At 50.2% G+C, this 22,011-nt stretch carries 14 protein-coding genes; 5 read left to right on the top strand and 9 right to left on the bottom strand.

Translation table 11 applies throughout. The features are described 5' to 3' along the window. Nucleotides 1-63: 63 nt before the first annotated feature. Together FT643_RS20095 and thpR are read right to left on the bottom strand one after the other, a co-directional pair. The gene (locus FT643_RS20095; RefSeq protein ID WP_156873210.1) at nt 64-2,664 is read right to left on the bottom strand and encodes a sulfatase-like hydrolase/transferase; all 2,601 of its coding nucleotides are present in this window, start codon (nt 2,662-2,664) and stop codon (nt 64-66) included. 286 nt (nt 2,665-2,950) lie between these two features. Then, complete coding sequence (gene thpR, locus FT643_RS20090; RefSeq protein WP_156873209.1) at nt 2,951-3,526, bottom strand: RNA 2',3'-cyclic phosphodiesterase; 576 nt, start codon at nt 3,524-3,526, stop codon at nt 2,951-2,953. A gap of 72 nt (nt 3,527-3,598) precedes the next feature. On the opposite strand from thpR, the gene FT643_RS20085 reads away from it, so the two are divergent. Continuing rightward, nucleotides 3,599-4,060, top strand: coding sequence for a DUF1499 domain-containing protein (locus tag FT643_RS20085; protein ID WP_156873208.1), 462 nt, complete (start codon nt 3,599-3,601; stop codon nt 4,058-4,060). Nucleotides 4,061-4,072: 12 nt separating this feature from the next. On the opposite strand, the gene FT643_RS20080 is transcribed toward FT643_RS20085, so the two are convergent. Next, complete coding sequence (locus FT643_RS20080) at nt 4,073-5,017, bottom strand: chemotaxis protein CheV (protein ID WP_156873207.1); 945 nt, start codon at nt 5,015-5,017, stop codon at nt 4,073-4,075. Nucleotides 5,018-5,209: 192 nt separating this feature from the next. Between FT643_RS20080 and FT643_RS20075 the strand changes: the two genes are divergently transcribed. Beyond that, entirely contained in the window at nt 5,210-6,010 is an 801-nt protein-coding gene (locus FT643_RS20075) for a TatD family hydrolase (protein ID WP_156873206.1), read from the top strand. Nucleotides 6,011-6,014: 4 nt separating this feature from the next. On the opposite strand, the gene FT643_RS20070 is transcribed toward FT643_RS20075, so the two are convergent. Both FT643_RS20070 and FT643_RS20065 read right to left on the bottom strand, forming a co-directional pair. After that, nucleotides 6,015-6,257 carry a glutaredoxin family protein gene (locus tag FT643_RS20070; RefSeq protein ID WP_156873205.1) on the bottom strand — a complete coding sequence of 81 codons (243 nt, stop codon included), beginning with the start codon at nt 6,255-6,257 and terminating at the stop codon, nt 6,015-6,017. After that, a complete protein-coding gene (locus FT643_RS20065; protein WP_156873204.1) occupies nt 6,254-10,366 on the bottom strand; it encodes a hypothetical protein in 4,113 nt (1,370 codons plus the stop codon). The genes FT643_RS20070 and FT643_RS20065 overlap by 4 nt, the downstream gene beginning before the upstream one ends. A 293-nt stretch (nt 10,367-10,659) precedes the next feature. On the opposite strand from FT643_RS20065, the gene FT643_RS20060 reads away from it, so the two are divergent. After that, complete coding sequence (locus FT643_RS20060; RefSeq protein WP_156873203.1) at nt 10,660-11,553, top strand: hypothetical protein; 894 nt, start codon at nt 10,660-10,662, stop codon at nt 11,551-11,553. A 29-nt stretch (nt 11,554-11,582) separates the two neighbouring features. On the opposite strand, the gene rlmKL is transcribed toward FT643_RS20060, so the two are convergent. Next, nucleotides 11,583-13,775 (bottom strand): bifunctional 23S rRNA (guanine(2069)-N(7))-methyltransferase RlmK/23S rRNA (guanine(2445)-N(2))-methyltransferase RlmL, encoded by a 2,193-nt coding sequence (rlmKL, locus tag FT643_RS20055; protein WP_156873202.1) that lies wholly within the window; start codon nt 13,773-13,775, stop codon nt 11,583-11,585. Between the two features lie 276 nt (nt 13,776-14,051). Here rlmKL and rmf point away from each other — a divergent pair, with 276 nt between their 5' ends. Continuing rightward, nucleotides 14,052-14,255, top strand: coding sequence for a ribosome modulation factor (gene rmf / locus FT643_RS20050; RefSeq protein ID WP_156873201.1), 204 nt, complete (start codon nt 14,052-14,054; stop codon nt 14,253-14,255). A gap of 185 nt (nt 14,256-14,440) precedes the next feature. On the opposite strand, the gene FT643_RS20045 is transcribed toward rmf, so the two are convergent. The 3 genes from FT643_RS20045 to FT643_RS20035 form a co-directional block, all read right to left on the bottom strand. Further along, nucleotides 14,441-15,466: a quinone-dependent dihydroorotate dehydrogenase gene (locus FT643_RS20045; protein WP_317622089.1), complete on the bottom strand. Its 1,026-nt coding sequence runs from the start codon at nt 15,464-15,466 to the stop codon at nt 14,441-14,443. Between the two features lie 73 nt (nt 15,467-15,539). After that, nucleotides 15,540-15,767 carry a DUF2835 domain-containing protein gene (locus FT643_RS20040; protein WP_317622088.1) on the bottom strand — a complete coding sequence of 76 codons (228 nt, stop codon included), beginning with the start codon at nt 15,765-15,767 and terminating at the stop codon, nt 15,540-15,542. A gap of 43 nt (nt 15,768-15,810) precedes the next feature. Further along, nucleotides 15,811-20,667 carry an NAD-glutamate dehydrogenase gene (locus tag FT643_RS20035; RefSeq protein ID WP_156873199.1) on the bottom strand — a complete coding sequence of 1,619 codons (4,857 nt, stop codon included), beginning with the start codon at nt 20,665-20,667 and terminating at the stop codon, nt 15,811-15,813. A 372-nt stretch (nt 20,668-21,039) separates the two neighbouring features. Here FT643_RS20035 and FT643_RS20030 point away from each other — a divergent pair, with 372 nt between their 5' ends. After that, nucleotides 21,040-22,011 carry an AAA family ATPase gene (locus FT643_RS20030; RefSeq protein WP_156873198.1) on the top strand — a complete coding sequence of 324 codons (972 nt, stop codon included), beginning with the start codon at nt 21,040-21,042 and terminating at the stop codon, nt 22,009-22,011.

Here is a 22,011-nt window from a genome sequence, read left to right as displayed (position 1 = left end):
ACATTTCCGCTACAAAAGCTCCGGGGCACTGACGCCCCGGAGTATGAACCTACCGATAACACCTCACTGAAGTCGCAAACGGACTCTTTTCCGATGCCTACCAACCAGCATGACTGCGTAGAGCAGGATCAGCCCCAATGGCATGGAGCCACCACCGCCACCGGAAGAAGCCGGCTCAGGTTCATCACTATCAGGTCCCGCGTCTCTGGGCGGCGTTATGTCACCCGGCTGCTCAGGATCCTGGGGGTCAGGACCAGGCTCGGGCTCGGGCTCAGGTTCGGGTTCCGGGCCAGGAGTGGGGCCGGGGCCAGGAGTAGGATCCATAAGATCACTATCAGCACTGACCTTAAATATGGGGCCATTACCCGACTCTTTCGAATTGAACGAAACTTTGACATTACTCGCCGGACGTAAGGCAATGCCGTAATTACTGGCCGGAAATTGCTGCCACTGAATGCCGGTGAGAGAAAGATCGACCGAAACCCTTTTGCCCACATCCTGTTTCGATACCCGGAAGGTCGTTACTACAGCATCATCAACTTCCGGTAAGCTCTTACCGTTTAAGGTACCTTCGGACCAAGAGCTGGAAATCAGATGTACGCTGACTGTGCCGTCTTTGTCCACCTGATCCACAGCCAAACTTAATCTGGCAGACTGAATCGACTCCGCCAAGCCGCCCAAATCAAATTGCAAATAGCTTATTTTGGGCTCTAGATAATCGACACGCACAAAGTTACCAGAACCAAAATTGGCCTTCGGAAACTTGGCGTTGATAAATGAATCTTGAATGCTGGCCAATCCATCACTAAACCCATCTGGACCGGCAACCACCGACAGGGTCAAGCTGGATTGCTGGCTCAACCCACCGGAATCCGATACCGACACCGTCAGTGTGTGCGTCCCCACACTTAAATCATTTCTATCAATTGAACTGCCCGTTCCTAAATCGCCATCCAAACTGGAAGACCAACGAATCGCGGAAGAAATATCACCGTCCTCAGCATCCGACGCAGTGGCACTCAGAACCAACCTCTCCCCCTGCAGCAAGGTGCCGGGACCGGAGCTAACAAAATTGACTTGAGGAGCGCTATTCACAGGTGGATCAGAAGGACCGGGCGGAATGGGTGGCTCAGGTGAAACCGGATCAGAGGTGCGCTCACTTGAAAACTCGTCTTCGAATTTATTGACCAGATCTTGAACCACGCCTGCATAGCGAGAATCCCGGACCAGGTTATTTCTTTCAAAAAGGTCATCACTGATCTTATACAACCCCACCGGCTTATGCTGATCGTTAAAAACCAATTTCCAATCCTGAAAACGATAGGAAAAGTGACGCCCCTTAATTCCGTCTGAAGCGCCTCGTTCAGGCGCGTCGGCCTCGTGTATCATCGAAATCCTTGAACTTTTATCCGTTTGACCGAGTAACAATGGAAGGAATGAAATACTGTCCCTGGCGTCATCGGAGTCAACCGGCATAGCAAACAACTCAGCCAGAGTCGCAAAAACATCCTGCACACCAACCAGCCCGTCCACTCCAGAACCTGGCGCCAGTGAAGAATTTTTGAATCCATTACCCCATTTAATAATCAGCGGAACGCGATGCCCGCCTTCATAGATAGTGCCCTTGTCACCACGCAACCCAGCGTTAGAATCATGTCCGAGACTGGTTTCATTGGGGAGGCGCTGACCTCCGTTATCACTGGAAAAAATAATAATGGTGTTATCAAGCAGCCCCAGGGACTGTAGCTTGTTCGTCACCGCTTCGACGACAGCATCGATTTCCACCAGCATATCAACCCGTGGAGAAATACCACTGACACCGGCGACATTCCTGCCGCTAATAGAATCCGGGGGAATATTAGGTCCATGCACAGCCTGCGTGTTGTAGTACAAAAAGAAAGGTGAGGCTGCCGATGCGCCGGCAGTGTGAGAATCGATAAAAGAAAGGGCTTTATTCAGTAATTCTGGTCCCGTATCACGCTGATTCCAACCCGGCAGACCCGGGCCGGACTTGAGAATTTGTGAATGCGGATAGTGCCCTTTTTCAAAAGTGATCAGGTCCGCCGGATTACCAACCAAAAGATCATTCTCAAAATAAGCATAGGGGCTTTCCTGGATGCCACGCAACAAAGCATAAGAATAGTCGAACCCAAGCCATCTAAAACCCTGCTGCATTGGTCGGGCAAAGTCTACTCTTGCATCATCGTTACTGTAGAGTAAGCTGTTTTTACCCTTTTCATAAAACCGACCGCCAAGATGGGACTTGCCTATATAAGAACTGGTATAGCCAGCGCCTTTCAATAGCGTGGCGAGCGTCGCCTGTCCATCCAGCACTTGTGACCCGGCTTTATAATTCCATTGACCCCACGAGCGTAGACCTCGCCATTGATAATTGCCGGTCAGAATACTGTAACGGGACGGAGCACATTTAGCAGCAGATGTGTGCGCATCATTGAACCGTATACCCTGGGAAGCAAGCGATGAGAGCGCAGGCAAAGCCACCTGTGTGGTTGGCTTTTCAGGAAAAACCTCACCCCAACCCACATCATCAACCAATATAAATACGATATTCGGACGATCCGCAGCAACGGCATGACTGCAACAAAGGATGCACAGCAAAAGCAACATGCAGGGGCGTGACCAGGCCCGGTCTGAAATAGGCATTCCATTTCCTCAATGAGTTCTAATATTTCGATAGAATCCGGATCGGGACTCTGGCTGAAACCGAATTCAGCGATGCATTTAGAGATTTGGCAATCAAGCCGGAACGTCAGAAATCGTCCTGACTCGGCGATATACTACTACAACAATAAGTTCAAAAAACCTAGAATTTCAGGTACTAATTCACAAAAAACCAACGATTATGTCAATTTAGTTCAATATTAACGACCAGAATTTTATAGCACTATTAAAGTTCGGCGTTGCTTCAAACGATAAACCCGCTGTGTTTTCAATCGGAATAAAAATCAAATTTGAATCTCGTCCGATACTGAGCGCCTCCGGCTCTCGTCACACTCTCGAATAACGCCACTGATTGCACGCGGAATTGGCAAGCCGCTTTCGTATTACAAATACCCGTTTCCGTTCTTGAACGAAACCGACCCAGTGTAATGTGTGGCCGGAATGAGGAATGGGAGTCGAAATCACGTATACCTGTTTTCAGCGCCGCTTGCTGAATCTTATCCCTTAACAAAAGTAACTCGGCACAAGGGCTCAGCTCCAGAGCCAGTATTCCGGATTTCGCGTCAGGGAATGTGCTGATGTGCTTGGTGTGTAAATCGAACGACGGCTGTTGAGCGAGCGTCAGGGATAATCGTGATGCCAGCGCGTCAAGCACTACAGGCGATTGATTCCCCAAAAACAACAACGTGATATGGAAGTTATCGCCTGCCACCCAGCGCACTGAAGACGGTACGCGGGATTTCATGGATGCCGCCAGCGTTTCGCATAGTTGCCGGTCGGATTCAGTCAATGGGATGCCGATGAAACTGCGGATTGTCGCAGCGGTACTTAACTCTAATCCCATAGCCTATTCTATCCGTTGAAAAACCGTTACGATGTGGACTTTCTCATCACAGGCAATTAAAGGTAACGCTCTATGACCATTCAACCCACTCACCGGCTAGCCTGGTTAGCACTGTTGTTCACATCCACTCTCGCGCAGACCGGATGCGGATCCCAACCGGTAGCCGGGGGCATCGAGAATAATAAGTTATCGGCCTGTGGTGACAAACCCAACTGCATCAGCTCTACCAACACCGATGAAGATCACCTCTATCCGGTATTGAAATACACCGGCACCGCAGAAGCGGCCAAGAATAAATTGGTGCAGACGATCAATAATTACCCCCGAACCCGCATTGTCAGCCAGGATGACCAATATATTCATGTGGAGTTTACAACAAAACTCATGCGCTTTGTGGATGACGGAGAGTTTCTGGTAGGCGAGGATAACGTACAAGTCCGCTCGGCATCGCGGGTGGGCTACAGTGATATGGGGAAAAACCGCTCGCGAATGGATGAAATAAAAGCGGCTTTCGAACCCTGCTGCGATCAATAAGGTGCTGTGTACCTAGCTTATAGAATACAGATCACAGTATTCCCGTACCCGTTGCTGGGCTGCCATGGCTAATTTGTCCGGCTCGAACTTGGACAGGAAATCATTGCAGCCTACTTTTTCGACCATGGCTTTGTTAAAGCTTCCGCTCAGCGAAGTATGCAAAATCACATAAAGGTCCTTTAAACGGGGATCACTTCGTATTTCCCGTGTCAGGCGATAGCCATCCATCTCCGGCATTTCCGCATCCGTGATCACCATCGTTAATTTACGGTGCACATCAATCCCTTCATCGGCCCACTGTTTCAACATGCGTAGTGCCATCGCACCGTCACTGGCCGAAATCAGGGTGAGACCCAGTTGTTTAATGGTTTCCCGGACCTGTGCCAGACCTACGCTGGAATCATCTACGGCCAACACTTCAAGCCCCGTCGAACGCGAGATCACTCCCGAATCCAGAATTTCCGGGTTAACCTGGGTATTGAACGGCGACACTTCCTGCAGCACTTTCTCAACATCGATGATCTCCACCAGTTGATCATCGTATTTGGTGATTGCCGTAAGATAATGGGCACGTCCCGCCCCTTTCGGCGGAGGCATGATTTCTTCCCAATTCATATTCACGATGCGATCCACCGACTTCACCAGAAACGCCTGCACAGACCGATTGTATTCCGTAATAATAATGTTGCAGTTTTCCCGCTCTGTGAGCTGGCCCATCCCAATAGCCGCACTCAGATCAATCACCGGTATCGTCCGGTCTCTGGCATAAGTAACCCCGACAATATGGGGATGGCTCTGGGGTAAGTTGGTTAACTTTGGCAGGGTTTGTACTTCCTGAATTTTGAACACATTCAGCGCAAATAAACTGCCCCGTTGCAGTCGAAACATCAGCAGCTCCAGGCGGTTTTCCCCTACTAATTGCGTACGTTGGTCTACTGAGTCAAGAATACTGGGCATGGAATACTTCACTTTGAGTGATTAACAGGAAAATACGGTATACGTTATTCAAAGTGTAGACCAAAGCCGCAACGGCCAACGGACAGCACTTAAATAACCTCAGGTAAAGCGGGCAACCCCTTAAAATAACAGGTAAAATTCTCGCTCTGAACGACAACATGCGCCCCATTAATCTAACACTCAGGAGTTTTCATGATCTCGCCATTAACCGATATCGGCGTCAACCTTACCGACAAGTCCTTTGCCGAGGATCTGGAGCAGGTTATCGAATCGGCCGTGGCTAGTGGCGTAACGACCCTGCTGATTACCGGCACTAATCTGCTGGAATCGCAGCAGGCAGTGCAGCTCTGCCGCCGCTTTCCGGACGTCACCTTCAGCACCGCCGGAGTACACCCTCATCACGCAAAGGAATGGACACCGCAGCACGCAGCGCAGCTAACAAGTCTGGCCGCGGATTGCAAAGTGGTGGCCATCGGTGAAACAGGACTGGATTACAACCGCAATTTTTCCGCTCCGGAACAGCAGCGCAAGGCCTTTGAGAGCCAGCTGGAATTAGCAGCGGAATTGAAAATGCCACTGTTCTTACACGAGCGAGACGCTCACGATGATCAACTCAGCATGCTAAAAAACGTTATGTCGCAACTGGCAGGTGGCGTGATTCATTGTTTCACCGGAACGCAGGCGGAACTGGAACACTACTTGGATCTGGGCTTATACATTGGCATAACCGGGTGGATTTGCGACGAGCGACGTGGAATGCATTTGCGGGAGCTGGTTAAAATGATTCCCGCCGATCGACTTCTGTTGGAAACAGATTGCCCTTATCTACTGCCCCGAACGCTTAAACCGAAACCGAAATCCCGCCGCAACGAACCAAAATACCTACCCCACATCACCGGGTTTATTGCCGGACTCCTATCCACCGACAGCGAAGCATTAGCCCGGCAAACCACCCTGAATGCTCGACGACTGTTTAATTTCGAGCATCGGTAATAGCTTAATCTGATAAAAACTGCATCAATGAATCCGGGTCGAATGGCCACTCAATTTCCTGATGATTCAGTGGGTTTTTAAGCACCGGAATCCGAGTACCATAACGTTCGATCAACGTATCCTGTTCCGCGATTTCCACTTCCTGCACATGAAAATAGTCGGGATTTAGTGTCGACTGATACACCTCCCGCGCCTGGTCACATAAATGGCACCCCAACGTGGTATAAAAAATCAATTCCTCTTTCATTGTTCTGCCAGCCCTTGTTCCGGAGGCGGATTTTGATCAGCAGAATGCCAATATCCGTCATGTACAAACGCCGCCCACCCCCATTTTAACCATCGTAACAAATACACCACCAACCATAATGACCACAACAACATGAGTCCACGATACACCCAAAGAGGCAAGCTGATTATCCAGGCCGTTTCCAGAGCGCCCTGCCCCCGATCCACAAACCAATTCAGAAAATACTGACTGGACCCGTTTCCGACCACGCCCATATCCGGGCTGCCAACCAGCCCGTTAGGAATCGCAGCAATCAATAGCATGAAAGTGAAAAAACTAAAGATGGCCAGCACCACCTGCATAAAATTAAACTGCACGCGATTAAGACGCGCATACCAATCTGATTGCCGCATATGCATCATCCAGAACCACATAACCACGGGTACGATGGCCTCTATCCAACCGGCGCATAAACCCAAAATTAACAACAACCACTGCCAGGTTTTCACCGGCAACTGACGAAACCGACCCAACACCAGCGCAATGATGACGGAAACGATTAAAATACCCCAGAACAAGACCGCCGGGCCCATCGCAGGGCCACCCACAAATAACACCCAGCGATCGCGCGGAACGCTGACACCGATACTGTGGTTAACATAAGCACCCTCCATAGCCACCAACGGTGTGCTGGCTTTCCAATCCAATGTACGCGGTTCGCTCCACTCCACTTCGAGCCAATGTTCACCCGGGTTGAGTGGCACAATCAGGTTAACGTTGGATTCCGCCACTGAGCGCAACTCATCACCCAATTTTAATTGCTTGATTCTGGCTTGCTCCGGCAACTGTATTCGTTGCTCCGTGCCTTTACTGGTGATCACGTGCATCCGCAGTTTGCCCAGTGATTCGCGCTGACCCGGTTCCCAGGTCTGCCGGATCCAATCAATGGTCTGGGTGGCCCCTTGCACTGCTTCAGGCCGGGTTATAGTCAGGTTAAGCTGCTCACCGGGATAGGGACGCCAACGAGGACGCCATTGTGTAACTGCTCCGCTTTCCTTAACCATCGGTAAACCTTCAAACTGCAGATGCCACAATGCAGAAGGATTCACAATCCAATGTTCCGACCACAACGCGGTATCGGGTGCCTCCAGCTTGATCAGTGAGGATTTATCCAGAGCAGAATACCAAGTCTGGGTATCTTCACCCGGTTGCAGGGCAACAATCGCTTTGCCTGCTTCCACCTGCATTTCACGCGTCGTAACGGATTCCCCTTCCAGTAACGGAATTTCCAGACTGATCCCGCCCTCGGCTGGTGCGACACGCCGTACACGGGTTTCCAGATACCAGTTCAAACCCAGCCGTAACTCTCTTTCGACCCGGACGAAAGGGGCAATGGCTTGCGTTTTGAAGGCTTGTTTTTCCGCTTGCTGTTGTGTGCTGGAAATCGGATAGAAATACAAAACATGACTACGCAAGCGCCCATTATCCAACCCTTTCGAAGTGAACCCGGACAAGTTCAGCTCCACGTTGTGAGGCATAACAGGGAAACTGAGCTGAAAGTCCTGTTGCGATGACACCAGCCCGGTTATGACGATTTCGTGCTCGCCTTGCGGAATAAACGTTCGCAAAGGAGAATTGGCGTCAGGCGAGTCCAACGGGTGATCCTGATCGTCCAATAGAAGCCCGTCTACCTGCCATTGCTGTCCACTTTGCGGCAAAGCCCAGATCACATTACGGACCGCATGTACTTGCATTCTGACTGTCAGCCGGCTTTTTAAAAGGTCAATGCGGGTGCGCATCACGGACAAACAGGCGGGAGTGCAGTCCTCTTCAGTCAATAATCGCTGTTTCAGGCTATTGAGCAATTCGGGATCGGGGATATCCGCTTTGGCCTCTTGCGCAAAAGGCAAAATAGATACCAATACACACACCATAATGGCCGTACTTGCCTTGCCTTTCCATGAAGCAAATTGCCATTGGCCGCGCTGACGCTTAAATCCCAGAATGGCCATCAGCAAAAGTAATCCGGATACCACTCTTAAGCCATTTAAAAACCGGCTTTCCAGCGGCGACATCAACCATACGGTTAATGGTTCCTGCTGCGTCACCGGCCCGCTCCACTGCAGGTAAATTGGCTGCCAATCCCAAGATGGTATACCCGGCCCGGTCTGCGCCGACAGGCCCGGATCAACTTGATCCATGTACTGCTGCGCAACAGCTGCCTCTTTTTTTCCGGCCTGCAGCTTGGGTGAATAACGATTCGCGGACACCGCTTCCATCATCGCCGAAGACATCGCCGGTTCCGCAATCCCGTCGGCAGCTATCCTGCTTTCTACGCTGTCAGTTTGCGCACCCGGCATTGCGGCTCCCGAGGGTCCGTCCTGGCCCATAGTCACCCAGCTTTTCTGCAACTGGGGATACATCCCGAATCGGGCCTGCTCCACCATAAAGCCCAACATCCAAAGCACCAGCACGATCATCGCTCCGCTCGCATACCAACGCAGAAACCGGAATAGACGGCCCTCCGGTAACAACGAAAGCATCGCCATCACCGCTATCAAATTTAACAATAGATACAAAAACCCGGCCTCTTCCGGATAAATCAGCAACAGGGACAGGCCACCGATCACTCCCGTCCAAATACCCCGTAATTTAATAATGGCAGCCACTGCAATGAGGACGATAAACACATCCCATACGCTCCAACTGCTGATCCAGGTATTACTGACCGTATCCACGCCTGACACCATCATCGCCCGCCACCCCGGGGGCAGATGCAGTACCCCGCTTAACTGATCAAAATCAAGCTGCCAGCCGGAAGCCGGAAAACGCTGCTTATGGGTGCCCTCTTTAAGCTGAAACCGGCTCAAGGCTTCGGCGTTTAACCTACCCTGGCGCACCTCAACACCAACCTCATTACCGACCTCGGTAATGACCTGAGGTCTATCGTCCAGAGTCAAGCGCCCCAGGGCCATGCCTTGCCCCACGTTCAGCCGCCAATCCCTAGTCATCGTGCCTTGCAGGCGATCCCGTACGGTCATACCGGCACCGTCGAAATCCAGCCATAAGTCCCGTTGATTTTGCAATCGGTTGGGTGCGGGCTGCGGATCACCGCGCCGCAACACCGAAAGTTTCATCGCTTGTCCGCTGCTTAGCCGAAAAGCCGGCCAGCGTTTCCACGCCTCCGGAAGCGAGGTTTGGTTAGGATCAATACCGTCAACCCCTTCCACCTGCACCTGGCGCAGCTCCGGTTTGCCTTGAAATACCCAGACCTCCTCCTCCGGCCAAAACCCGTGTTCGCTGTTTTCCAGAAAAACCTGATCAACCGGTTTCTGATTATGCGCAATCAAATCCAGGGTCCATTGGCCCGGGCGCAACTGCACCCGCAACCGCCCATCGTTTTCGATGCGCGCAGGCAGAGGGCTGTCAAAACGGCGTATCTGAAAACCATCAAACAACACTTTTCCCAGCACCATTTCCCGGGCTTTACCCGAGACTTCCAGTTCTAAATGGGTTTCTATGCGGAACGGAATATCATCCACCAGTTGGCGATACACCCGCAGACTGAGCTTGTCCTCTGTCTCTGTGTTGTCAGCGCCTGCCTCTGCCTGCCGTTGCACCAGCCACAAACGGCCGTTGTCATCGCGCTTGGGATGCTCCACCGGAATTTGATTCACCATTAACGAAACAATACCGGTGTTTTGCGGAATGGGTATCGTGTCCGGTATGCGCTGCCAGGGAATGGTGCCTTGTACTGCGTAATTGCCGGGCGGCAGTTCGATGGAGGCTTGCCCTTTGAAATCCACCACCAAGTGCTTTTCCTGATTAACCAGGACGCTTTGTGGCCAGTAACCGTCTGAACCGGGCAAAAAAACCCGCTGCGTCGAAAACAACGTCCACTGCTGCGAGAAATCCAAGCCCAATGCTGTAGCGGATAATTCCAGCTTGCCCGGCCAGGCACATTGGCGGCGCTCAAAAGCGGTCATCTGAAATGGACAGGTTCGTTCAGGCGCTTCTTGCAACACCCAATCGATCCAGGGCTGCAAGGCATCCGGTACTGCAGTGCTTTGAGAAAAGCCAACTGGTGCAAACAGCAACAACAGCACCAAACCTAAAGCCCGCCAACCCATTCGCTATCTCCTTTGTGTTTTTATCCTTGGATGAATTTGAAATAAATCAATTGCCAGATTGAACTATAGTCATATATTCAAAGAGTTAGAAGATGGATCAGCACGCCCCCGAACGCGCTCCCTGGCCCTGGCTACAGTGACAATGCAAACAATTTGCGATAAACACAACCGCACCCCAGCTCAAACCGTCGTTTTTTTGAGCGACTTCAACCGTTTAATAACGGGCAATTCTAAATTTTTGAACCATACTGGAAATAATATGGCTGGTATTATTGCGGAAACAAATACTCGACATGTCCACTGAATTATTAGTCACACTCCAGGTTATATTAGTGCTGGTCATAGCAGTTGTCATACTGCTATTAATGCTTCGCCGTCAGAAAAAAACAATCGCCTACCTTACCTCCATTCTAACCACCGTTAAAGAGGATATCAGCGGCGACAGCCTGGATCATCACCTGCAGCTGGAATTAGACGACACCACCGCCCACTGCAGTACAGAAACCATCGCGTTCCAGGCTGATTACAAGCCTGAAGATATGGCCATATCAATTCGCTACGCCGCGCTACAGGGTGAGTTATCGCTTTTGCAGGAATATGCAGCCAGTACAAACCCTCCGTGGCGGGAAAAAATCAAAAGCTACAACACGTTCGCCATTCAATTAAGTGAAGGTATTGAAGCCCGCCTGGACGCAGCCCGCACACTTCTCAGTGAAGTTCATGCCGAAGAAATCAACACCAAAAACGCTATTATCGAAACCTTATCAAAACAAAAACACGCGCTGGACGAGCAACTGGCCAGTCTAAAACCGTTGTCAGAAATGATCGGGGAAATAACGGACGAAAGTGACTCCCGTCATGATCTCGAACTTAAGCTCTATAAAGCATTACTGGCGCTATGCGAAAACGTGGAACACAGTGAAAAATTACGCGAAGTTGTGTTTTTACTACATGAATCTTTTCATACTAGCCAGCTGCAAAACGAAGCCTCCGAAACGACCACTACAGAGTCGCAAAACAACACCGAGATGCTGAACAACATAATTGACAAACAAAACGAATCGATCAGTGAACTACGCGCGCAAATAAAGTCTCTGCAAAGTAAAATCCCCGGCGACGAATTAACGCAACTGGTCGAAGATTCGCAAAACAGCGACCTCGAAACCGACCAGGATACGAAAGATTAAGCTGCAGCCGGTATCTGATGAGATTCGATTTACTTATAGATACGGTGACTCACATTCGGCTCTCCCGCTTTATGCCGAAACTCCCAACAGAAGTGAACCGGTTTACCACGGGAAAAATCGGGTGGCAGGCTAGCTTTGGTCCTATCTTTCACGTCATAGCGCTGCTCCAGTTCCGGCTCCAGCTTAAACTTGTTAAAGTTGTTCGAGAATATCACTACGCCGCCGGGCTCAAGTCGTTTCATCACCAGATCCAGTAATTCAACCTGGGATTTCTGCACATCAAAATGACCGTCCATACGCTTTGAATTAGAAAAGGTAGGCGGGTCCAGAAAAATGACATCAAACTGATCATTAGTGGTTTTCAACCACTTTAGACAATCCGTCTGGATCAACTCATGAACCGATTCTGAGCATCCGTTAATATACAAATTATTACGCGCCCAGTTCAGATAAGTAGCCGACATGTCCACCGATACCGTTTTCTTCGCTCCGCCCAGCGCCGCATGAACGGTGCCGGCTCCGGTATAGCAAAATAAATTCAGAAAACGTTTACCTTTAGCCAGCTTTTGGATGTCAATACGGGTCGGACGGTGATCCAGAAACACCCCCGTATCCAGGTAATCGTCCAGATTCACCAGCAGTAGCGCCCGCTCCTCTTCAATCAGAAAGGTTCGCTTCTTATCGCTGAGCTTCTGATACTGCTGCCGCCCTTTCTGCTGCTGCCGGCTTTTGACATGGATGTGCGAAAAGGAAATATCAAATAACAGTCGCAGGCCATCGATAGCATCTTGTAAACGTCGAGCTGCTTTATCAGGATCGACGGTTTTCGGCGGCGCATACTCCTGCACCTGCAGGTGCCCGTTATACCAATCGATGGCCAGATTGTATTCGGGGATATCGGCGTTATAGATTCGGTACGCTGCGATTTGCTCGCGTTCAACCCATTTTGAAATGGTTTTTACGTTTTTCCTGATCCGGTTCAACATATCAACCGCAGGGACGACTTCCGCATTTATCTGACGCATTGGTAACGGCAATCGTTGATATTGTGTCGGGCGCTCTACCACTTTTCCGGAACGAATGACACAACGGATCGGACCGTTATAGACTCTGAAAGTCGCTGGATCTTCAAGTTGCAATGCATCGACAAACTCCACCTGATTACTGATCAGACCAACTGACCAGTGCATACAGTTCTTCTGCAGCAAACGAGCCATTGCCCGATAAAGAAAAATCAATTGGGTGTCTTTATCAAGACGTTCACCATAAGGTGGATTGATTACCACTACACCGCCCTGCGCAGCCACCTTTTCGTTCACCGAAAAGTTGATTAATTCCCGGCGCTCAACGTGAATGCAACCATCTAGCCCCGCTGCACGAATATTATTTAAGGACGACTGTATCGAATTCTGATCTGCATCGTACCCTTTGATGGAAAATTCAATTTTTTCTGACAAATCACGCCCGGCTGCTTCGCTTATGACTTGTTGCCACAGTGTTTCATCATGATAACGCCAACGCTCAAAGCCAAACCCTTTTCGTATTAATCCAGGCGCAATATCGGCCTTCATCATAGCGGCTTCGATCAGCAAGGTACCGGAGCCACACATGGGATCAATTAGATTATCAGCAAACTTTGGCCAACCGGCACTCATTAACAACGCAGCAGCCAGTGTTTCTTTGATCGGCGCTTCGTTTTGCGCCACACGGTAACCGCGCCGGTGCAGTGGCTCACCGGACAATTCCAGCGACACCTGCACGCTACTTTTTCCAAAGTGAACATGAATGCGCAGATCGGGGGCGCGAGTATCTATATTGGGGCGATCACCGACGCAATCACGAAAATGGTCGACAATTGCATCCTTGGTTTTGTACATAATATATTGCGTATTCAGGTTAACCGAAGCATCTTTAGACACCGAAATGGAAAGGCTGTCTTTCACATCCATATGCATCTGCCAGTGCACCTGACGCAAGCTTTCGTAATATTCCTGCTCGTTTTTATATTCAAACTCCGCAATAGGCAGCAAAATTCGCGAGGCGATACGGGACCAAAGACAAAACTGATAGAGATTTTTCAGCCCTGCAGGGCCTTCCACCGCACTCCCCACTAATTGGTAGTCATCACCGCCAATGCCTTGAATTTCTTCCAATAAAAAACGTTCCAGTCCACCAGCACAGGTGATTACCAAGCGCGATGTATTCCAATCCATCTCATTCATTATGAATTAACACCTTTAATTAACTCTCTGAATTATAAAGCAACCCGAGTTGATCAGGGTTTTATCTATTACTTAAATCAATACAAGCGTGTCATTTATATGACAAATTTTATGTCGACATTCACGTCTAACTTCGGTACTAATATAAGTCCGGCCTTTGAAAAAAGGACGCCGGAACTTTTCCCCGCAATCATCCTCCAAGGAGACATGCAAGCACAAACTTCACGCTTCAATTTTCACAAAAACCTATAACTAGGAAAACGAGGTCGATAGTTTATGAAGAGACAAAAACGCGATAAATCCAGCAGAGCCTATACTCGTGGCTATCAAGCAGGTGTGAGCGGTCGCTCAAAAGACTCCTGCCCTTTCACTGAAACCATTGCACGACAAGTTTGGCTCGGCGGTTGGCGCGAAGGACGTACCGATCAATGGGAAGGGTATACTGGCGTTTCCGGTATTCATAAAATAGCGAACCTTTAAGCCTTCTGATTAACTTGCTCGAATTGGTAGGCCAATACATCTCATTTCGGGGATATCAACGTTCAGACCGAATTGAAGCAACGAAGCGAGCACGCAAAACCTTTAAATAGTAGAGTGCCTCCCGCACTCTGGCAGCTAGATAAGGCTGCCCACCTACAGGGCTCCCGCCAGGGGGCCCTGCTCAATTAAAGACTATCAAAAAACTGTTCGATTGCATCAACGCAATCCGCAATCAATTTCGGCCCATTATAAATAAAACCGCTATAAACCTGCACCAAGCCAGCACCTGCCTTGATTTTCTGGACCGCATCGTCACCATTCAAAATGCCACCCACCCCGATCACAGGTATGGAGGGAGACAAGGTATTACACAACGCTTGCAGCGTTTCCGTCGAACGGTCAAACACAGGACCACCACTCAACCCACCTTGCTCGTTGGCGTAACGCAAGCCTGCGACGCCCTGCCGCGACAAGGTGGTGTTGGTAGCGATAACGCCCTCCACCTTGTGCTTATTGAACTGTGCCGCAATGGTATCTATTTCTTCCGGTTCCAGATCCGGTGCAATTTTAACGAGTATCGGCACCGATTTACGATGCGCCTGTTTTAACTCTTGCTGCGCATTTTTCATCCCCGATAACAGCTCGTCCAGGCTATCACCGTATTGGAGAGAGCGTAGTCCTTGAGTATTCGGCGAGGAAATATTAATAACCACGTAATCAGCAACACGATACACTTTTCGCAAACATATCAGGTAATCGTCCAGTGCGCGTTCGACCGGGGTGTCAAAATTTTTGCCTATATTAATGCCGAGCACACCCTGGAATTTGGATTTTTCTACCTGACTAACAAGATGGTCAACCCCTTTATTATTGAAACCCATACGGTTGATAATCGCCTGCTTTTGCGGCAAACGAAATAATCGCGGTGTCGGGTTTCCCGGTTGTGGACGCGGGGTAACCGTGCCTATTTCGATAAATCCAAAACCCAGCGCTCCCAGAGCGTCTATATAATCGCCGTTTTTATCCAAACCAGCAGCCAAACCCACTGGATTTTTAAAACTGAGCCCGAACAGTTCGGTTTCCAGGTCCGGCTTGGTAACAAAACAGGGAAGCACGCCCAGCTTATGGGCGGTCGCGATCCCCTGCAGGGCCAGGTGGTGTGAGGTTTCTTCAGATAAGGCAAAAAGGGCGCGCTTTGCCAAGGCATACAACATGGGACGTTACCTAGTAAAATTTGGCGGGATTATACCAGTACACCGGCCAAATTACCCGCTGGCGTCCCGACTATCCTGCCCCCGCGAGCTTTTCTACCCTGACCAGTTTGTGATTCTCATCAAAATAAATCGCAAAAGTCCCCTCCACGCCGTTATGGGAAACGTAGGGCTGCAAAGCCTGCGCCGGGAACCGTACACTACGGCCGTCTCTGGAGCGGGCATGAATCACCTGAGCTGCCCCCCGGTACCAGAGCAAATAGTCATCCCGGCTTATTCTTATATCCACGATCAGATGCACAGATTCGTTACACCTTGTTCACACTTTGCCAAACGCCTGGGTTTCAGACAGCAGGCTTATCGGCCTCACGATGCAGGGTCGATTGCGCCAGGTCCATCAGCTCCCGCAGGGCAACCCCATACATAGAAAACTCTTTTGTTTCCATTGAATGGAACTCCCCGATCAGCGACTTCCAGCGACCTATCATCGTTTGATGATGATCGGCCCAGATTTGAACCTTTTGGTCTGCCGAAGTCGCATCGCACTCCGTTTGTAACACACCGACGGTTAATGTGCGCTGCTGCCAATCGAGATCGTCCCGATACGCCTCACGGGCCAATGCCTGCCAATGATTATCAATGGAGAGTGCGTTGATCTCTTCGCTAAACCAATACAGATCCAGGTGGGAACCCAAGGCGAAATACACTTCCGCCACATCCTGAATTGGTTTACCGGTCATTTCTGCCGCCTGAATAATCCCGAGCACCGGCAACATACTGTCGGCACCGGCTATAAACGTTGCCAGCGTCGAAGGCACACCTTTTTCGACGTAGCCGTTATGTCTGCGCTCCCATACCTCACGGCGCGGGCCACTAAGCACGGTAGGCAAGCCGCTGGCGACAGCGGTAACACCATCTCGGAATCGTTCGATAGCCTGATTTACATTCACACCACTGCGATTATTCCGTAAAAACCAGCGCGTCGCTCTGCGCATCAGACGAATCAACATCAACATCATTTTCAGTTGCTCATCGGCGTCAATTTTGTAATCCAGTTGCTCAATCTGCTGCCACCAGGATTCCAGATTAAACACATCCCGTGAGGCTATAAAAGCCCGCGCTATATCCTCTACACTGGAGCCAGCCGCATCCTTCATCCGATAGACAAAGGTAATCCCCATAAAATCCACCATACTGCTGGCCACCTTGGTGGCCACAATTTCCCGGCGCAATTTATGTTGATAAAGGGATTTGCTGAAGCGTTCTACCAGTACCTGCGGGAATGCCTTTTCCATTTCGTGGCAAATATATTCGTCATCAGGCAGCCCTGAATGGGTAAGCTCATCCTTCAGGATGGCTTTGGTATACGACAGTAAAGTCGACAGCTCTGCCCGGACCAATCCCTTGCCGTTAATGATGCGATCATGTAGCTCTTCATCACCAGGAATACATTCCAACTCACGATCCAGCTTACCTTCCGACACCAAGGAATGAATATAACGCTTATATTCTGCCATTCGGTATTGGGTTTCACTGCGGGCAATGCTCAACGCCTGGGTCTGTCGATAATTATTATCCAGCACCAACTGAGCGACTTCGTCCGTCATTTCCACCAATAACTGGTTACGTTGTTTCATGGTCATATCGCCATTGGCAACCACATCGTTGAGCAGGATCTTAATATTCACTTCATGGTCTGAACAATTGACACCCCCGGCATTGTCAATAAAATCCGTATTCGATAAGCCCCCGTTAAGGCCGTATTCGATTCGTCCTAATTGGGTAATGCCCAGATTTCCACCCTCTCCGATCACTTTGGCTTTTACGTCACAACCATTAACACGAAGCGCATCATTGGCTTTGTCACCGACATCGGAATGCTGTTCCTTTGATGACTTAATATAGGTTCCGATCCCACCATTCCAGATCAGATCTACCGGAGATTTCAGCAGCATCGAAATTAATTCATTGGGTGTCAGTGCGTCTGCTTCAATCAGAAAACGGTCTTTCATTTGTTGCGAAATTCGGATCGACTTAGCCGACCGGGGAAAAATGCCGCCGCCGGCTGAAATCAGTTCACTGTTATAATCCGCCCAACTGGAACGGGGAAGATTGAACAGCCGCTCACGTTCGGCATAGCTGGTTTCCGGATCGGGATTAGGATCGATGAAAATATGCAAATGATTAAAACCCGCTACCATCTGTAAACAGCGCGACTGCAACAACCCGTTTCCGAATACATCACCGGACATATCGCCGATGCCGATCAGAGTAACCGGCGAACTCTGTACATCAATGCCCAGTTCGCGGAAATGCCGTTGCACCGACACCCATGCCCCCCGTGCAGTGATACCCATTTTTTTATGGTCATAGCCCACCGAGCCACCGGACGCGAAAGCATCGCCTAACCAAAAACCGTATTGTTCCGAAAGACTATTGGCAATATCAGAAAAAGTTGCGGTCCCCTTATCTGCCGCCACCACCAGATACGGGTCATCTTCATCCTTACGCACTACGTTCGGCGGCGGCACGACCTTGTCGTTGACCAAATTGTCGGTAATATCCAGCAAACCCTGGATAAAGGTTTTGTAGCAGGCAATACCCTCGGCCAACATGTCATCCCGATTAGCGGTCTTGGATAATTTTTTCGGGAAAAAGCCCCCTTTCGCTCCCACCGGAACAATCACCGCGTTTTTCACCTGTTGGGCTTTCACCAGACCCAGCACTTCTGTGCGAAAGTCTTCACGCCGGTCAGACCAGCGCAGACCGCCGCGGGCAACTTTCCCTCCGCGCAAGTGCACACCCTCCACACGCGGTGAATAAACAAATATTTCGTACATGGGCAGCGGCTTGGGTAAATCCGGAATAGTGCGGGGAGAAAATTTCAGTGAGATATAAGGTTTGGCGGCGCCGGACTCATCCTGTTGATAAAAATTGGTGCGTACTGTACCGGACATCATATCCAGATATCGCCGCAGAATTCGGTCTTCATCCAGACTTTGCACCTGATCCAACTGCTCCAAAAGACGGGCTTTCAGTTGCGCCTCATCAGCCTCATCCGACCCTGAATGCAGTGAAAAACGCACTTCGAAAAGGTCTACCAGCAAGCGGGTCACCCCTGGATGGTTGATTAGCGCATCCTTAATGTAAGCCTGACTAAACGCGAATCCGGTTTGCTTAAAGTATTTTGCATAGGCCCGCAACATCGCCACTTCCCGCCAATTCAAGCCCACTGCCAACACCAAACGATTGAAGCTATCGTTCTCTGCAAAGCCTTTCCATGCGTTAAGAAAAGCCTCCTGAAATTTCAGCTTTACTTTGTCCATTTCAACAATTTTGTCGCCGGAATAGCGTACAGCAAAATCGTACACCCAAATCGTGTTTTCAGAACGGGTAACAACCCGGAACGGTCGCCCGCCCAATACCCGCAACCCCAAATGCTCCAGCATCGGTAACACATCGGATAACGGAATGTTCTTATCCAGCCTATAAAGCTTGAATCGCAATGCTTTCGGATCGTCTTCAAGTGAATGAAAAAAAGAAACACTGAGCGGATTGGCTTCAGATAAAGACTCAAAGTGTTCGATATCGGTTACTGCCGTGCGGGTGCCGAATTCCTCTCGATAGCTTAGAGAGAACGCATCGGAATACGCACTGTGTAAGGAACCGGCACGATCTTCGCCAAAACTTTCTATCAGCGTTTCATAAAGCCGGTCACTCCAGCTACGGGCGAGTTCTACCAGGCGATCCTCCACTTCATTGACATCAAAATCGGCGCTGGAGCCTCTTTTTACTTTCAACACAATGTAGAGCCGCGCCAGGGTGGACTCGGTGAAATAGGTATTGAACTCCATGTCTTCAACATCGACATATTCATACAATATTTTCTGAAATGATTTACGCAATGCAGTGGAATAGCTGTCTCGGGGAGTGTAAATCAAACACGATAAAAAGCGTCCGAACTCCCCTTTCCGCACAAACAAACGCAGGCGGCGTCGTTCCTGGATATGCAACACACCGACGGCTGTTTTCAACAAATCCTGGGTTGGCGTCTGGAACAGCTCTTCCCTGGGAAAGGTTTCCAGTATTTGCATCAGCCGTTTGCCATCATGGCCATTTTGTTCCAATCCAGAGCCCTGAATAACTTGCCCCAATTTCTGACCAATAATCGGAAATTCCCTGGGTGAATTGTTAAACACCCGCGAGGTATACAGTCCCAGCCAGCGGTATTCACCGATAATCCGGCCTTGGGCGTCGCATTTACGGATTCCGATGAAATCCATATACACGGGACGGTGCCAGCGGGCACGGGTGCCGGACTTCCCGAACACGATCAGTTTCTCCGGATCGATCAGCTCGCCACCATCCCGCTCCATCAAATCCAGGCTATCGCAAACCCGGCACACGCCCAACGCTCTATCGGCAACTTCTTCAAATGCGGACCCCCCCTGGCGCTCTACCAGGGTGTACTCCTTCATGCCAAGCAGGGTGACATGGTTATTCACCAGCCAGCCAAGAAACTTCTGAACCTCCTGTAATGAGGTACCCGTCTGATTATCTGCCAGCTCGTTTAATTCGTGACTGATTTCGATCGAGCGTTGCTGCATCTCGCTAAAATCATCGACCGCTGCGTTCAATTCCCGCAAGGTCTCGCGCAGGGAATCCGGGGTGACTCCCACCAGGTCTTCATCCGGCTGGCGGCCTATCTCCAGATGGATCAGCGCCTCTTTGTTACCGGCAGCTTCATCCTGCATGTCGAAGCTCAAATCAATCAGTTCACCCCGGTCATTACGTTTAACCCGAAACACGCTGTTGATCACCGTATGAATCGCGATACCGCGGCGCACCACTTCCATCATCACGGTATCCACCAGGAAAGCGCAGTCCGGTGCCAGCACCTCTACTACCGTATGGGTGCTTTGCCAGCCGTGATCTTCATGACGCGGATTAAAAACCCGGATGCGGGGTTGATTATCCGGCAGCGAGCGCAGAAAGTTCCACAGCCCGGCCGTCATCCCATAGAGGTCTTCGACCCGCTTGCGTTGAAGTTCTTGCACCGGGGCAGCAGAATAAAAATGCCGGGCAAATTCCGATACCATCTCTGTATGCGGAGAATGGCTACTATCGAACCGTTCCCTCACCATTTCAGACAAACGCTCTACTAAAGACGCGTACCCTTCGCCCAATGACAGGTTGACCATTACATTCCCCTACTTAATTTCCGTTTAATATCAGTAATCTTAGTCTATTAAGCCAAACAAGTTAGTTTGCACATTATGCGAATTACCGGCACTCTTCTGTGCACACTCGCATGGCAGCAACTGCAGGTTGAATCCATAGTATGGCAACGGCAGGTTACGAATCGGCATCAGCGCCGCTAATTCGCCCCTGACGGGAACTTTTCCGGTTGAGACCAATCCCATAGAGTTCTTGACAACGTGTAGCATAACTGTCTGAAAGTAGGCATAATTCGTGACAAAAGAAGTCATATTTTCTGTTAAAAACAATAAAATAGCGGGAGTTAGCAGGGCCGCCTTAGCCCCCAAGCAAGCTCACCTGGAGTACCCATAATCATGTCCAATCGGGAAGCCATCCTGGCACTGAAAGAATCCTTGTGCGAAATTATCATTGGCCAGGCACACCTGGTTGACCGGCTATTGATCGCTGTCCTGGCGGACGGGCACTTGCTGGTTGAAGGGGCGCCGGGGCTGGCAAAAACCAAAGCCATCAAATGCCTCGCCCAGGGGGTTGAAGGCGACTTTCACCGTATCCAGTTCACCCCTGACCTTCTTCCCGCTGATGTGACCGGTACTGAAATCTACCGCCCCCAGGACAGCAGCTTCGAATTTCAGCCTGGCCCCATCTTCCACAACCTGGTGTTGGCTGATGAAATCAACCGGGCACCGGCAAAGGTGCAATCCGCCTTACTGGAAGCCATGGGCGAGCGTCAAATTAGCGTGGGCAAATACACACATAAATTACCACCCCTGTTTCTGGTAATGGCGACTCAAAACCCGATCGAACAGGAAGGCACCTATCCGCTCCCGGAAGCCCAATTAGACCGCTTCCTGATGCACGTCACCATCGGCTATCCGGATGCGGCCTCTGAACAGAAGATCCTGCAGTTAGCCCGCACCGAAGCGAGCAAGCAACAAAGCGAAGCCGCGCCTGCCGATATTATCCATGTTACGCAACAACACATTTTTGCTGCTCGTAAAGAGATTCTGGAACTGCATATGATTCCGGACATTGAGCAATATATAGTTCAATTAACCATGGCGAGCCGGAATCCACTGGCCTATGGTGATGACCTGTCCGCTTGGATTGAATACGGAATCAGCCCTCGAGGCACAATAGCAATGGATGCCTGTGCCCGTGCCCATGCCTGGTTACACAATCGCGACTTCGTGACACCGGAAGATGTGCAGGCGGTCGCCCATGACTGTCTGCGTCACCGCATTGGTCTGACTTTCGAAGCAGAAGCCAAAGGCGTGACCGCAGATCACATAATTGATGTGTTGATTGATCGCGTGTCGGCGCCGTAA

It is taken from the genome of Ketobacter sp. MCCC 1A13808 (assembly GCF_009746715.1).
Lineage (GTDB): Bacteria > Pseudomonadota > Gammaproteobacteria > Pseudomonadales > Ketobacteraceae > Ketobacter.
Note: the sequence above shows the minus strand (reverse complement) of the source record. Positions and strands in the feature narration are given on the sequence as shown.

Excerpts from the sequence above, each read along its gene's own strand:
- FT643_RS20095 (WP_156873210.1), bottom strand. The coding sequence starts at position 2,664 with ATGCCTATTTCAGACCGGGCCTGGTCACGCCCCTGCATGTTGCTTTTG.
- thpR (WP_156873209.1), bottom strand. The coding sequence starts at position 3,526 with ATGGGATTAGAGTTAAGTACCGCTGCGACAATCCGCAGTTTCATCGGC.
- FT643_RS20085 (WP_156873208.1), top strand. The coding sequence starts at position 3,599 with ATGACCATTCAACCCACTCACCGGCTAGCCTGGTTAGCACTGTTGTTC.
- FT643_RS20080 (WP_156873207.1), bottom strand. The coding sequence starts at position 5,017 with ATGCCCAGTATTCTTGACTCAGTAGACCAACGTACGCAATTAGTAGGG.
- FT643_RS20075 (WP_156873206.1), top strand. The coding sequence starts at position 5,210 with ATGATCTCGCCATTAACCGATATCGGCGTCAACCTTACCGACAAGTCC.
- FT643_RS20070 (WP_156873205.1), bottom strand. The coding sequence starts at position 6,257 with ATGAAAGAGGAATTGATTTTTTATACCACGTTGGGGTGCCATTTATGT.
- FT643_RS20065 (WP_156873204.1), bottom strand. The coding sequence starts at position 10,366 with ATGGGTTGGCGGGCTTTAGGTTTGGTGCTGTTGTTGCTGTTTGCACCA.
- FT643_RS20060 (WP_156873203.1), top strand. The coding sequence starts at position 10,660 with ATGTCCACTGAATTATTAGTCACACTCCAGGTTATATTAGTGCTGGTC.
- rlmKL (WP_156873202.1), bottom strand. The coding sequence starts at position 13,775 with ATGAATGAGATGGATTGGAATACATCGCGCTTGGTAATCACCTGTGCT.
- rmf (WP_156873201.1), top strand. The coding sequence starts at position 14,052 with ATGAAGAGACAAAAACGCGATAAATCCAGCAGAGCCTATACTCGTGGC.
- FT643_RS20035 (WP_156873199.1), bottom strand. The coding sequence starts at position 20,667 with ATGGTCAACCTGTCATTGGGCGAAGGGTACGCGTCTTTAGTAGAGCGT.
- FT643_RS20030 (WP_156873198.1), top strand. The coding sequence starts at position 21,040 with ATGTCCAATCGGGAAGCCATCCTGGCACTGAAAGAATCCTTGTGCGAA.